General features: G+C 42.4%; 13 protein-coding genes and 1 pseudogene. 4 read left to right on the top strand and 10 right to left on the bottom strand.

What is annotated here, in order from left to right:
* Positions 1-136 precede the first annotated feature (136 nt).
* The 4 genes and pseudogenes from IM450_RS09525 to IM450_RS09510 form a co-directional block, all read right to left on the bottom strand.
* Positions 137-583 (bottom strand): annotated as a pseudogene (locus IM450_RS09525) (Uma2 family endonuclease); the annotation flags it as partial.
* Between the two features lie 38 nt (positions 584-621).
* Positions 622-1,875, bottom strand: a complete 1,254-nt coding sequence (locus IM450_RS09520) for an FIST signal transduction protein (protein WP_287671294.1) — start codon at positions 1,873-1,875, stop codon at positions 622-624.
* A 153-nt stretch (positions 1,876-2,028) separates the two neighbouring features.
* The gene (locus tag IM450_RS09515) at positions 2,029-2,283 is read right to left on the bottom strand and encodes a SemiSWEET transporter (RefSeq protein WP_002739519.1); all 255 of its coding nucleotides are present in this window, start codon (positions 2,281-2,283) and stop codon (positions 2,029-2,031) included.
* A 125-nt stretch (positions 2,284-2,408) separates the two neighbouring features.
* Positions 2,409-2,909, bottom strand: a complete 501-nt coding sequence (locus tag IM450_RS09510; protein WP_287671292.1) for a L,D-transpeptidase — start codon at positions 2,907-2,909, stop codon at positions 2,409-2,411.
* A gap of 164 nt (positions 2,910-3,073) precedes the next feature.
* Here IM450_RS09510 and IM450_RS09505 point away from each other — a divergent pair, with 164 nt between their 5' ends.
* The 4 genes from IM450_RS09505 to IM450_RS09490 all read left to right on the top strand — a co-directional run bounded on the left by IM450_RS09505 (position 3,074) and on the right by IM450_RS09490 (position 6,907).
* Positions 3,074-3,949: an ABC transporter ATP-binding protein gene (locus tag IM450_RS09505; RefSeq protein ID WP_287671290.1), complete on the top strand. Its 876-nt coding sequence runs from the start codon at positions 3,074-3,076 to the stop codon at positions 3,947-3,949.
* 349 nt (positions 3,950-4,298) lie between these two features.
* Positions 4,299-5,102 carry an ABC transporter permease gene (locus IM450_RS09500; RefSeq protein WP_173351115.1) on the top strand — a complete coding sequence of 268 codons (804 nt, stop codon included), beginning with the start codon at positions 4,299-4,301 and terminating at the stop codon, positions 5,100-5,102.
* Complete coding sequence (locus IM450_RS09495; protein WP_004163611.1) at positions 5,103-5,858, top strand: ABC transporter ATP-binding protein; 756 nt, start codon at positions 5,103-5,105, stop codon at positions 5,856-5,858.
* A 617-nt stretch (positions 5,859-6,475) separates the two neighbouring features.
* Positions 6,476-6,907, top strand: a complete 432-nt coding sequence (locus tag IM450_RS09490; protein WP_004163613.1) for a DUF4278 domain-containing protein — start codon at positions 6,476-6,478, stop codon at positions 6,905-6,907.
* Between the two features lie 277 nt (positions 6,908-7,184).
* On the opposite strand, the gene IM450_RS09485 is transcribed toward IM450_RS09490, so the two are convergent.
* From IM450_RS09485 to IM450_RS09460, 6 genes are all read right to left on the bottom strand, one after another.
* Positions 7,185-8,678, bottom strand: coding sequence for a thymidylate synthase (locus tag IM450_RS09485; RefSeq protein ID WP_287671284.1), 1,494 nt, complete (start codon positions 8,676-8,678; stop codon positions 7,185-7,187).
* A gap of 4 nt (positions 8,679-8,682) precedes the next feature.
* Positions 8,683-9,306: a dTMP kinase gene (gene tmk, locus IM450_RS09480; protein ID WP_287671282.1), complete on the bottom strand. Its 624-nt coding sequence runs from the start codon at positions 9,304-9,306 to the stop codon at positions 8,683-8,685.
* Between the two features lie 25 nt (positions 9,307-9,331).
* Positions 9,332-10,717, bottom strand: a complete 1,386-nt coding sequence (locus tag IM450_RS09475; protein WP_287671280.1) for a dihydrolipoyl dehydrogenase family protein — start codon at positions 10,715-10,717, stop codon at positions 9,332-9,334.
* Between the two features lie 524 nt (positions 10,718-11,241).
* A complete protein-coding gene (hisIE, locus tag IM450_RS09470) occupies positions 11,242-11,877 on the bottom strand; it encodes a bifunctional phosphoribosyl-AMP cyclohydrolase/phosphoribosyl-ATP diphosphatase HisIE (RefSeq protein WP_002804335.1) in 636 nt (211 codons plus the stop codon).
* A 343-nt stretch (positions 11,878-12,220) separates the two neighbouring features.
* Positions 12,221-12,604, bottom strand: a complete 384-nt coding sequence (locus IM450_RS09465; RefSeq protein WP_287671277.1) for a PEP-CTERM sorting domain-containing protein — start codon at positions 12,602-12,604, stop codon at positions 12,221-12,223.
* Positions 12,605-12,610: 6 nt separating this feature from the next.
* Entirely contained in the window at positions 12,611-12,883 is a 273-nt protein-coding gene (locus tag IM450_RS09460) for a hypothetical protein (protein ID WP_287671275.1), read from the bottom strand.
* Positions 12,884-12,943: the final 60 nt, after the last annotated feature.

Here is a 12,943-nt window from a genome sequence, read left to right as displayed (position 1 = left end):
TGAAATGGGGCGAAAGTCTGTGGACTCTGTGTAAGACAGTACATGGTTTTTTAACTGTGGTATGCGACGGTGGTGGAAGCAGAAACTTAAATCGTGAGGTTTAGGAATCGCCGCACTTTTAGGGCGGCGAGGATGTCAACTCCAATTGATCACCCCTGCGCCACCAACCCTGTAGATAATTAGCATCGGGATCGTAGAGATAATATTCTTCTACGCCAAAACGCTGATAAAATTGCCATTTTCGGCGCATTTCCGCTTTATTGTTGCCCGGAGAGAGAATTTCAAAGACTACCTGCGGCGCAATCTGGTTTTCTAACCATTGCTTATAGGAACCTCGATCGCCCTTGGGTCTGCCAAACACCACCATAGCATCCGGCGCTTGACAGATTTTATTATCCCCCTCGACCGGATACCACAACAGATCGCCGGCGATAAACACATGGTCATTCTCTGCGAATAAACATTCGAGATTTTCCTTAATCGTCACAATCCAGCGAAATTGTTTGGTATTATCGGCCATCGGTTTACCATCACTATCGGGATAGATAATCTCCGAGTCAGAGAAAGATTGGGCTTTTACCATCGTTCTACTCCCTAGCGTACTAACTATTTAGTATAGCGTTAAATTCCCTTACGAATGAGGGCAAAGGCCGAAGTATAACCGTGTAAAAAAGTGCGACCGGCCACCGGCCCGATTTCTCCATTGCCAAAGAAACCGGCAAGGGGAACATTGGCGAAATAACGCTGAAAAAGACCCGAATCAAAGTCGGGTTTTTCGTAGAGATTTTCCCCGCGACCGAGACAGGAAAAGATTAAAGCCCCTAGTACCTCTGAACTATTAGGTCTTTCTTGGGGAAAAGCTTGCAAAAGTAATTCTAAATCTAGGGCGGAAGTGTCGGCATCGCGCAGGTGAAATTGTACCCGCTGCCCCGGACGAACTCGATCGCCAATTGCGATCGCACCTTGACGAGGATCTACTCCCAAAACACTGCGAATTAAGAAATCCCCGGCCCGCAACTGCATTTTAAACTCATCCCTAGCAATACCGATAAAAAGGGAGTTTTGCACTAATTCTCGGTCTTTTTCCCTTAAGGAGGGGATTAAATCCCGCAGTAGGTTTAAAGGTGGTTGCGGAGTCCCATCGGCCCCTTTACCAGTCATGGAGATGATAATATTGCGTTCTCCCTCACTCACCTGATAAATCGGTCCAATGGGACGACAACCCTGGGCGACGATAGTTTCGACGATAATATTGCCAGAAAGGGCGATTCCTACGGTTCCCTGACGATAGAGATAGCTATTACGCGGTTTTTGTTGATCGTGGTAGAATAGACCCCCAGAACGTTCGATCATGCCACCACTGACCAAACCGCCGATTTTGGCCGAACCGGGGTAGGCAAAATCTAAACCCTCTAACAAATCATTGATGCGACTGGAAAAAGGATCGGCTAAAAGGATAAATTGAGGATTTTTGGCCGCTTCTACCCCTAATAATTCTGTCCAACTAGAGGGGGAACTGTCGAGATCGGGCATTTCCGCCGCTTCGATATAGAAGGGCTGCACTTCCACATCGGGCAAATGGGCGACGGTGAGACTTAAAGCCGGACTCGCTTCGATTTCTCGCGCTTTTTCCCTGTCACCCATGCCGACAATCCCCGCCCCACCGCAGCCGATCAGCACAGGAACAGGGAGTTTATCCAAGATTAAGGGAACTAAACGGGGATAGTCGCTGGCATAGGCAGAAGAAATAAAAATTATGGCTAGATCTGCCGATCCAACTAACTTATCTGTCACTTTTTCCACTACTTCCGTCACCGCTGCTTCTAGGGAGGGACGGGTTGATAGGGCATTAATCCACTCGATGCGATCGCTCATGTTTCTTGACCCCAAATTTGGTCTCAATGGTCAAAGATGATCATCTTAACAATAAATTAACCTAAAAATCCTATCCGCGCCCCTAGATGGCGCAATAAATTGTAGAATTGTCATGACGTGAGCCAATAAGGCCGCAAGGGATTGTCAGTTATTTTAATCATATTTAATCTTAAAATAGAGAATTGTCCCCGCTAAGATAAAAGTAACAAAATTAGCAATAATAATCGGTTTACTGTTCATATAAAGGCCGTAGATGAGCCAAAGAAAAACCCCCAGACAAAAGCAAATAAACATAGTTAAGGACAAGTCCTTAGCCGAACGATAACGCCAAGTTTTAATCACTTGGGGTAAAAAGGAGACAGTGGTTAATATTCCCGCCACGATCCCGATTAGTTCAATAATATTCACCGATTATCCTCTTGGCTCAGTTTCTCTCATTTTAAACTGTTGACTATCTAAATTACTGGTTAAGACGGATCTCTCGACATCATCGGGTAAAGTGTTGGTAAATGTGACATTTTTTCCCATTGTTTCTATTGAGCGACTACTATCACCGAAGTGCCGATTTTTACCTTTTCAAATAAAGCTTTTATATCTCGATCGCGCATCCTGACGCAACCGTGGGAGACGGCCCGGCCGATGAGATTTTCTTGGGGTGTACCGTGAAAACCGATAAAATTCGCGCCATCGGTCCAAAATCCAATCCAACGGGCCCCTAAGGGGTTGTTTTTTCCCGATGGCACCAGTTGACCAGTGAAAGGATGTTCCCAGACTGGTTCCCGCACCATCTGAATCACCCTAAATTGTCCCGTCGGGGTTTCCCAACCCAGACGACCGATCGCCACTGGGTAAGAAGCGATTATTTTCTGTCCTTGGTAAACAAAAACCCGTCTTTTTTTTAAATTCAGCAGCAAACGGGTTTCCGTTCGAGTTACCGTGGTTGCGGGAAAGGAATTGACGGGACTAATGGGGGGATTGAGGAAAAATTCCCCTATTCCTAGACATAAACAGAGAATTGGCAGAAAAACTCGCATCTGATAGCAGCAAAGTCAAGATTTTTTATCTGCATTCTAATCTGATTGTGATGAGATAAAACCAAAGTCGATAGGACGATCCCGAGGGGGAAGGATAAAATCGCCGTCGAGTTGGGCTAATTCGGTTACACTAATCTATAGCTGGAATATTAACTTTTGTAACTATGACCGCCGCTATTGCTCTCGATCGCGTTTCTAAAATCTATAATAATCTCCCGGTAGTTAACGAGCTTTCCTTTGCTATCGAAAAAGGGGAAATCTTTGGTTTACTCGGTCCCAACGGTGCGGGAAAATCGACGACAATCCGCATGATTATCACTCTAACCGAAGCAAGTCAAGGAGAAATCGAAGTGGCGGGGTATGATGTGAAAAAATACCGCGATCAGGTGAAGAAAAATATTGGGGTAGTCTTACAACAGATTAGCGTTGATGGGGAATTAACCGTCTGGGAAAATATGGAATTTCACGGCCGGATGCACCATATCCCCAATCCCCAGAGACAGGAATTAATTGATCGCTATTTAGATTATGTCAGTTTAAGCGATCGAAAATCTGCCCTTGCCAAAACTCTTTCCGGAGGGATGAAACGACGTTTACAGATTGCTCGCGCTCTTCTTCACGAACCAAAAATACTCTTTCTCGATGAACCAACTGTCGGTTTAGACCCCCAAAATCGTCGTCGTTTGTGGGAAGTAATTCGCGATTTAAACCGGCAAGGAATGACAATTTTATTAACCACTCACTACATGGAAGAAGTGGAATTTCTCTGTCAGGATAACGCCACGGGAAACCCAGGCAGAATTGGCATTATGGACGCAGGCAAATTAATCGAATTAGGAACTCTAACGGATTTTCGCACTAAGTATGGCGAGGGTTTAGTTATCAAACAAGTTGGCGATAAAATCGATTATAAATTCTTCCCCACTGTGGCCGATGCTAACTCTTATCTGGACACTTTGAGCGATAAAACTGGGGTAATGTGTCGTCCTTCCAACCTCGAAGATATATTCGTGGAACTCACGGGACATCAATTAGATTAAATTCTTGTTTTGGCCGTTAGGAAGTTGTTCAGTTATCGGTTTTTGACTCCGGTTTTTCTGAGATTAGCTGTGTTTAAATCGGCATCTATTTTATTGGCAAACCTGCTAGAGTCTAGGTCAATTAGCTGAGGCTATCCCTAAAAACCGAGTTCAACCCTAAAAAAAGAGGCTTTTAGCGGTTTTAAAGCTTTTTGAGCCGGATAAATGGCCTAGTAGGGGAACTTTTTCCCGAGAGGGAGAGTCGTCGGGAACTGGATAAAAACTAGAGTCCTCCCTCGATCGATAGACAAAATTGACGGTAATCGTTTAGAATAAAGCACTGAATACTGACGAGATGATAATTATCCCTATGACCGATCTCCAAGCAAAAACTAGATGGTCAACAGCGCGGCGATATTACGAATTGCTTAGTGTTTTAGTGGAACGTAATCTCAAGGGACGCTATCGGGGTTCTTTTCTGGGGGTTTACTGGTCTTTGTTAAATCCCCTGATTATGACGGCACTATACACGGCAATTTTCGGCACGGTTTTCGCCTCTTATTTTGATAATTCTATAGTTAACTATGTCCTAGCGGCTTTCACTGGTTTAGTAGTAATAAATTTTTTTAATGCTTCCACTAACCAAGCTTTACCTAGTATCGTCGGTAATGGCAGTATTTTAAATAAAATTCGTCTGCCAGTTAGCATTTTTCCCGTTTCGATGGTAGTGGCAAATATTTTTCAATTTGCTATTAGTATCTTTCCACTTTTGGCTATAGTAACTCTTTGGAAGTCTCAAAGTTTAATTAATGTAATTGCTCTGATTTTTCCCGTTATCGGTCTTTCTCTGGTTTGCACGGGAGTGGGTTTCTTTGTCAGTACCCTCTACGTTTTCTTCAGAGACTTACCCTATTTTTACGAAATTGTTTGTTTTGTCGCTTGGATTAGCAGCCCGATTTTCTATCCCCCAGAAATTATTCCTCCTTCCGTACAACCATTCCTCCTATTAAACCCATTATTACCGGTAATCGAAAGTATTCGTCAATTGTCCCTTTCCCCGGGATTGCCAGATTTTGGTTTGATTTTTCAATCTCTACTTGGGGGGATTATCATCTTAGGAATTGGTTGGACTTGCTTCCGACTCTGGCGACATTTATTTATGGATTTATTATAAATGACAGAAGTAATTCGACTCGATCAAGTGTCTCTCGAAAGACGTACTCAAGAAGAATTCTCCTATGATCTAAAAAGGACAATCTTCTCTCTTCTTGAAGGTAAATATCGTCAACCTGCCAAAAAATTAGTTCTAGATGATATAGATTTAGTCATTAATTCTGGAGCAAAATTAGGTATCATTGGAGCTAATGGCGCGGGAAAATCTACTCTTTTAAAAGTCATTTGTGGTATTCTAGAACCGACAAAGGGACAGGTGAGAGTCAGGGGACAAATTGCCTCTCTAATTGAATTAGGAGCGGGTTTTGATCCAGATTTACCAGTAAAAGATAATATTATTCTCTATGGGGTAATGCTGGGATTTTCTCGTCAGGAAATGAAGGAAAAAACCAAAGATATCCTTGACTTTGCTGAGTTAGAAGAATATATGGGAGCGCCGGTGAAATCTCTTTCTTCCGGGATGGTGGCTCGTTTAGGATTTGCGATCGCAACAGAGGTTCACCCCGATATTCTTATTCTTGATGAAGTCCTTTCCGTTGGGGATGAAAGTTTTAAAAATAAGTGTAAACGACGTTTAAAAAAATTCTGGAATTCTAACGCTACTATTTTAGTAGTTTCCCACGATTTGACTTTAATTCAAGAGTCCTGTGACCAAGCAATTTGGCTGAATAAGGGCCAGTTGCAATCTCAGGGTACACCAGAAGATGTAATCAAGTTTTATTTGGATTCTGTACATCAAAATGAAGTTAATTTTTAATTAAGTAGGTAAGCTCAGTTAATTTATCTACGTTTGGCTCTCTTGGGTTTGGTGGGTAAAATGTATTATAGGGTACATTCCTGCTGGCGGTCGCAACGCGCTCGCTACGCGAGACCAACTGGAACGAACCACAAAGACACAAAGGACACAAAGATTGATCGCTTCTAGATAATCTAAACTTATCACACAAAGAAGAAGAGAGCCTACGTTTGACTTAGTTGAAAACGCTGTAACAAAATAAAAAACCTCGGTGTCCAGCCGAGGTAGCGCTAAGTTATGTAGGAGAACTCAAGCAAATCTGTCAATGGGGTAAACCCAAACCCCGAAAACTTTTTTAAGCTAGTAGGCCAAGTTTTTTGCCGTTGTCTCGGACTCAAGGAATCATCTTCTGTCCTATACTCCTCGAGACAATCTGAACCGGCTTGGTGTCTTGGCTGTTTTGCTTTAACTTTTAGTTCATGTAAATAAATGTAACAATATTTTTACGAATTGTAAAGAAGGATTGACAAAATAAAACTTATATGTAATATAAGCTAAGTTAATATTTTTCGCCGATCGAAGCTAGGGAGGTAATATATAGGGAGATTGGTTCACTAGCGTGACAAGGTGTACCCAGAATGTCCTATTTGTTTTTGTTACCACTATTCACCGCTGCTCTGGCTGCCTATTTCTGGCAGAAGTCCAGCGATGAGATCGCTTATCTGGCCAGTGCCGCCACGGTAATTAGTTTAGTGTTGAGTCTGGTTTTGGCTCCTTGGCAGATTCAGCTACTAATTCTCTTGACAGTTGTGATTGTCGTCACCTTTTTATGGCAAGGACGAGAAGAGCAGAAGAATGTCCCCGTCCCCACTCCGGAAACCGCCGGCGAAAAAAAGTATCGTGGGGCCACCTATATGGAGCCAACAGTCGCCGAAGCTCCTGTCAAGGAGCGAGGGGGTAAATATCGGGGTGCGGAGGTTAAAATCACCAATAATCCCACGGTGGCCAACCCAATTCGCTCCTCATCTCTCAAATATCGCGGCGCCGGTTCGGCAAACAAAGACCAGTAATCAGTTATCAGTTATCAGTTATCAGTTATCAGATTTGAGTTTTCAGTTCACTGATTGGGTGCATCTTGTATTTGTGATTTTCTCTCACTTATGGTGAGCAGCAGAAGTTATTAAAAGAGGGCGAATGCAATTCGCCCCTACAATAATATTATTGAGATGCACCCCACTGATTACTGTTTACTGTTCACTGTTCACTAAAAATACTTCCCAATTCCCAATTCCCAATTCATAATTCATAATTCATAATTCATAATTCATAATTCATAATTCCTACATACTACTGGTCTTGAATATAAAGCTGATTATTTTTGAGACAATTGTATGCCTTTTGTAACTCGATTCCCAGATAACCGATATGTTCGGGAATAATTGCGGGATTGGTAGCGGCAAGCTCGCGGATTAATTTGAGGGGATTTTTGCCTTGATAACAAGCGACAACTTCCCCACTGCCGGGGGTAGTTTGTTGGACAAGAATTTGTTCTTTTTCCACAGAAATCAAAAAGTTACCGCTAGGGTCAAAAAAGTCGCGCTGATTGACAATCTTATCGTACTGGGTGGCGATTAATCGTTCGACATTCTCCCAAGTATCATCGTATATATGGGCCGATTGACTAATAGTAATCAATGGACCGAGGGTTAAATTATACTGGGAGCGTTGATTGATTTCTTGGCAAATATGTTGCTGTAAAGCACGCAATCCCATGGCATTTGCTGGCCAAGCGGCAAACATATCATTACTTCTAAATATTGCAGTGAGAGACAATTCATTTTCCACCACTCGCACCCAAATATGATTTAAACAGGGACTACCTCCCTTTTCGTGGTCTTTCACATCCCAAAGGGACATAACTGCACTAGCTGCGTCAATTTCTGAGATTAATTTATTAATAACCTGTTCAATTTGGTCTCGTCCAAACCAAGAGCGCAATCTTTGACCGTAGGTGTATTTAACTCCTTGGTGTATAGGGGAATCATCGAGAATTTGTCCGATATATTCGGTAAGAAAAGCTCTATCTATAGGCAAATAATTAGGTTCGGGAAAATAAAAGTCTGGGGGTTCATCGGTGACAACGGCCATTAGGTCAATTAATTCTTGCCATTTACCATCATATCCTGTCGGTCTAATTGTGCCAGTGGTTTTAATCTTTTGGAGAATTTTTACCCAAGTTTCGGCAATAGTTTTTCCTTCAATGCGATGACCGTATCTTGTCCCAGGTAGGAGAGAAGGAAGATTTTCTGAGATAGGAAAGGTTAATGGTTCTCCCCAAGTTGGTAAGGGGGATTGTTCTGCATAATTTTTGACAGTTTCAATCGCTTCTGGGATGGATTTAACCAGTTGGTATTGAATTGATTGACGCAATTTTTCGAGAATTTCTCGGTCAATTTCTTTGTCAACATATCCCGTGATAGAAGAATTAATTAGCCAACATTCTCCACCTGTGTCACTTTTTCCTAGTTGGAATCCTTGACTAAAAAAATCTAGCAAACATTGACAGCTACCAGAGTTCTTATCTTCCTTAGTCGCGTTGAGAATAACTAAGTATCTAACGTGGGGATTTGCTATTAAGTTTCTCAGCAGGGGACTAATTCCTCTGGTGGGACTATAAAGATTACCAATCACCGCGTATTGGTCGGGATTTAAATGTTTAGCAAGGGACTGTTTTACTGTCCATCCCGTGATAATTGCTGTTTGGCCGTGACCGCAGATTAATTGATTGGGTTTATAGTGGGGTTGGTAGGTGAATTTAGGGGTGGTTTCTGTACTAAGCATGGATTTAAATTAGTCGTTCAAGATAATTAATAATATTTCGGTGAAGTTTTTCTATTGTATCACTACCATCCAGTTGTAAACAATTATCTTTATATTCTTTAAATATCTCGATAAACATTTGACGAACTTTTATTAATTTTTCTTGTTTTTCGTACAATTCTGTGATGGCTCTGTTTTTAATTCTTGCTAGAGAAATATCGGGAAGAACATCGATATAAATAACTAAATCTGGATTGGGAAAATGTTGATTTAACTGTCGAACAAAAGCAAATTCTTCGGGATTATTGCAATTGTAGGCCAGGGAGGAAAAATAATAACGAGTAGTGATAACGTGGGTTTGTTCTTGCTGAATAAGTTTAAAAACGCCATCGTGATCATTATATAAGTGATAATGGCGATCAGCTGCAAATAAATAGGCCATTTGTCGGTCAAATTGATTTTGATCTTTGATAGAAATAAGATTAGTTTGCATTATTTCTCGAATCAAACGACCGATGACTCCCTCGGAAGGTTCCGGACTTAAAACTGCTTTTTCCCCTCGCTTTAAAAAATATTCTTGTAGGAGTTTTGCTTGGGTACTTGTTCCCGATCCGTCAATACCTTCAAAGACAATAAATTTCGGTTTCATAATTTAATCTTCCTTCTCGATCTAATTATCTAAATAATTGTTTTAGCCAAGTTAACCAAGATTTTTTCGGGGGGATTAATTGCGTCATTTCTCCGATAATTTCTCCCATACTTCCCCAAGCATAAATATTTTTATTGAGGGATTGTATGGTTAAATTTTCTTGTAAAGCTAAACTGATAATACTAATCATTTCCTCTGCTTGATTACCGACTATTTGCGCTCCCAGTATTTTACCATCTTGTCGGTAGATTAATTGACAAAATCCCGTGGTTTCCCCCCAGATTTGCTGTGGGACTATATTTTTAATTGGATAGTTGATCATCTTTACCTCCTCACCATAGCTCTCCTGGTCCGCTTTTCCAGTTAAACCCACCCAAGCAATAGCAGGATCGAAAGCAATAAATGAGGGAATTTGCTGGGGATTAAAGTTAAATTTTTCTCCCGTGAGCAGATGCTTGACTAACCCAAAAGCAGCCCGGTGATTTAAAGTAGGATCGGGATAATTATTTCTGAGCAAATTTAGGGCATAAATGCGGGAATTATCGGTTTGTAATTGCTGATTAACCCTAATTAATCCCTCCTCTAGTTTAACTCCCACCCCGGCCAAATTTAATCCCCGTTCATTGACTTGATAATTACCAGCAAAAATGAGATCATCGACTTCGATAACACGATTGCCTAATTGTAACCATTTTTGACCCTCGATCGCTTTCACTTGACTAGGACAATAGTTGGGTAAAATCTTAATTCCTTCCGCTTCTAAAATGGCAGTAACTAAATGGGAGATTTCCCGATCAACATCCGGCAGTAGATAACTATCCTCGATAATTAAGCTAATTTCTTTCCCTAAACGTCGGAGAATTTGTGCCAAACTCACAGCCATGCTGCTGTTGCCAATAATCGCTAAATGTTGTCCTAAATTGTCTAAATTTGGCTCTTGCCAAAGGGTTTGAGCGGTAAAATAATTAACCTCATCTAAGCCGAAAATTTTCGGGACTTGCGGATAAAAACCAGTAGCGATAAGATAGTGTTTAGCCAACAATTGCCGACCGTTAACCACGAATCCCAAATGGGGCAGCCGGACAAATTCCCCCCCACCCGGGATCACATCTATTCCTTCCGTGGCTAATCTCGCTAAAGAATGATGTTTATTAATAGTTTTATCTACTTCCTCTAACCATTGCCGCAACTGTTGCCATTGGGGATAAATGGCCGTTTCTTGCCAATGATTAAGCAGTTTATAAAGATGGATAATTTGGCTGTACCCTTTGCTAAAAATGTCCTCAGATGCCTCTAAATTGCCGCTAGAAGGCTGTTGCACTAAAGCCACCCTTTTTTTGAGGTGAACAGCCAACAAAGCCGCTTCTATCCCCGCAGGAGTGGCACCGATAATTACTAAGTCGTAAACCACAAATATAAAGTAGGAATCAGGAGACAGTATTCAGGAGTCGGTCGTCGGTCGTCAGTCCCGATGCCAAAGTTGGCACCGCCAAGCATGAAAATATTCTGATTGACGAATTTGCGTTATTTCAGCTTCTATTTCCAAATCAGTGCCTCTCCTGATATGTAGCCTATACTCAACGGATTTAGTATTACTTCCGATTTTATCACTCAATCCAAGCCTTTGGGGGGTTCTACCCCCCAAACCCCCCGTTGGGGGCGTGGCGCCGCCCCCAAACCCCCCGCGCATTAGTTTTTCGGTGGGATGCTTACACGCAGCTGCTGACACATCTGTAATAATTTAAGAGTCACTCCCCTTGCATGAGTGCCTCTCCTGATATGTAGCCTATACTCAATGGATTTAGTATGATTGACGAATTTGCGTTATTTCAGCCTCTATTTTCAAGTCAGGAGTCGGAATTCAGGAGACGGTATTCAGGAATCGGAAACTTAACACTTAACACTTAAAACTGATAACTGATAACTGATAACTGATTACCGGCGCCGGTCTTGCAATTTTTTATAGACATCTCGCAGAGGAACTTGATGATAGGCGAGAGCGACGAGAGTATGATAAAAAAGATCGGCCACTTCTGAGGCAATAGCATCGCCATCATTATCTTTGCAGGCCATGACCACTTCTGCCGATTCTTCGCCGATTTTCTTGAGAATTTTGTTATCTCCCCCGGCCAAAAGTTTACAGGTGTAGGATTCCGGATGAGGATCGTCTCTGCGATCGCAAATTACCTTAAACAATTCCGAGAGGGTGTCGGCCGCTGGCGGTGATTTTTGCCAATTTACTTGGTGAAAACAGCTTCTTTCGCCGGTATGACAGGCGATATCACCGATTTGCTCAATAGTCAGCAAGATAGCATCACTATCGCAATCGTAGCGAATTTGACGCACCTTTTGGATATGGCCCGAGGTGGCCCCCTTGTGCCATAATTCTTGACGAGAACGACTCCAATACCACGCTTCTCCAGTGGTGAGAGTTTTTTCGAGAGATTCCCGATTCATCCAGGCCATCATTAACACTGTAGCATCAAGATAGTCTTGAGCGATCGCTGGTACTAAACCCTGGGAATTATAAGCGATTGCGTCGAGGGGAATAGCGGAGAGTAAAGAGGACATCAGTTTTTCGCGGTCAAGAATTATGGTGGGACAAATTACCCAAGGCTTAATTATATAGCCTTGAGGAATTCCCCTAAATGGCCGCACAGAATTACACTGTACAATACTCTAATTTTTCCCACCGTAGGGGCTAATTGCCTTCGCCAGGCATTGCCTTGGCAGGGAGGGCCGACGCCATACGCCCCTACAGAAGCTGATTAAAAACAAAAATCAGGTGTTGGCTTATATTACAATCAATACTTAAGGGAAAAGCTAAAAGCTAGAAATCCCCCCAGGGCATCTAACCTTTAGCTGTTCTTGTTCAACGTCACAGTTATCAATGTGTGCAAGACATTGGTAACTGTTATTTTTGTTTTTTGAAGCGGGAAACCATTCCTAAACCACCCACTGCCAGAAGTCCGAGGATAGTACCCGGTTCGGGAACGCTTTGTTTGTAAGAATTGCTCAAGGTGAATAGAGCTTCACCGGGATTATTAGTAATGGTATCTGTGACGGTCAACTTTTTGATGGGGGCGATATAGTAAAAACCAGAAAGAGGATCCGCTGAACCAGTTGTTGAAGTTAAGACGAGCGGTATCTCAGCAAATGTCTTCTCTATCTTGTTGTTGGTGGCTGTTACATCTGAATCCAGTGCAACCCCGATAATATCCTTGTTGGGGTCAGTGACCTCGATTGTATATGTGAAAGACCCAGAGTTACTATTGGGCGTAGGGGCAGCCAGAGTCACGGCACTTTATATGAAATCATACTCATCACCGCTCAAGAGCAGACTAACTTCATCCAGCGGCTCGGCCCCAAAGCCACTTTCCGAGACGAACGTAACTTTTTTGTCGCCCTCTTGAAGATAATTAGGATATGTGTTGGTGATAGGATCAAACGTCGTCCAATCCAGCCAACTTTTTGTATCGGCACTCGCACTGGTAGGGGTAAGCACCGCGCCGGCGAGAACCCCGATGGCTAGAGAGCCAGAAGCAAAGGTTTTGGTTAATTTGTTGGTTGTCATCATAACTGAATTATCCAGCGTTAATTGTGTGTACTATAGCCATCAAAAGAAGTCAGGCAAGGG

Source organism: Microcystis sp. M083S1, from assembly GCF_020246405.1.
In the GTDB taxonomy this organism is placed as follows: Bacteria; Cyanobacteriota; Cyanobacteriia; order Cyanobacteriales; family Microcystaceae; genus Microcystis; species Microcystis aeruginosa_C.
Note: the sequence above shows the minus strand (reverse complement) of the source record. Positions and strands in the feature narration are given on the sequence as shown.

What these genes read in the sequence shown, in the direction of transcription:
- IM450_RS09505 (WP_287671290.1), top strand. Translation starts at nt 3,074, where the DNA reads ATGACCGCCGCTATTGCTCTCGATCGCGTTTCTAAAATCTATAATAAT.
- IM450_RS09490 (WP_004163613.1), top strand. Translation starts at nt 6,476, where the DNA reads ATGTCCTATTTGTTTTTGTTACCACTATTCACCGCTGCTCTGGCTGCC.
- IM450_RS09500 (WP_173351115.1), top strand. Translation starts at nt 4,299, where the DNA reads ATGACCGATCTCCAAGCAAAAACTAGATGGTCAACAGCGCGGCGATAT.
- IM450_RS09485 (WP_287671284.1), bottom strand. Translation starts at nt 8,678, where the DNA reads ATGCTTAGTACAGAAACCACCCCTAAATTCACCTACCAACCCCACTAT.
- IM450_RS09495 (WP_004163611.1), top strand. Translation starts at nt 5,103, where the DNA reads ATGACAGAAGTAATTCGACTCGATCAAGTGTCTCTCGAAAGACGTACT.
- tmk (WP_287671282.1), bottom strand. Translation starts at nt 9,306, where the DNA reads ATGAAACCGAAATTTATTGTCTTTGAAGGTATTGACGGATCGGGAACA.
- hisIE (WP_002804335.1), bottom strand. Translation starts at nt 11,877, where the DNA reads ATGTCCTCTTTACTCTCCGCTATTCCCCTCGACGCAATCGCTTATAAT.
- IM450_RS09510 (WP_287671292.1), bottom strand. Translation starts at nt 2,909, where the DNA reads ATGCGAGTTTTTCTGCCAATTCTCTGTTTATGTCTAGGAATAGGGGAA.
- IM450_RS09520 (WP_287671294.1), bottom strand. Translation starts at nt 1,875, where the DNA reads ATGAGCGATCGCATCGAGTGGATTAATGCCCTATCAACCCGTCCCTCC.
- IM450_RS09460 (WP_287671275.1), bottom strand. Translation starts at nt 12,883, where the DNA reads ATGATGACAACCAACAAATTAACCAAAACCTTTGCTTCTGGCTCTCTA.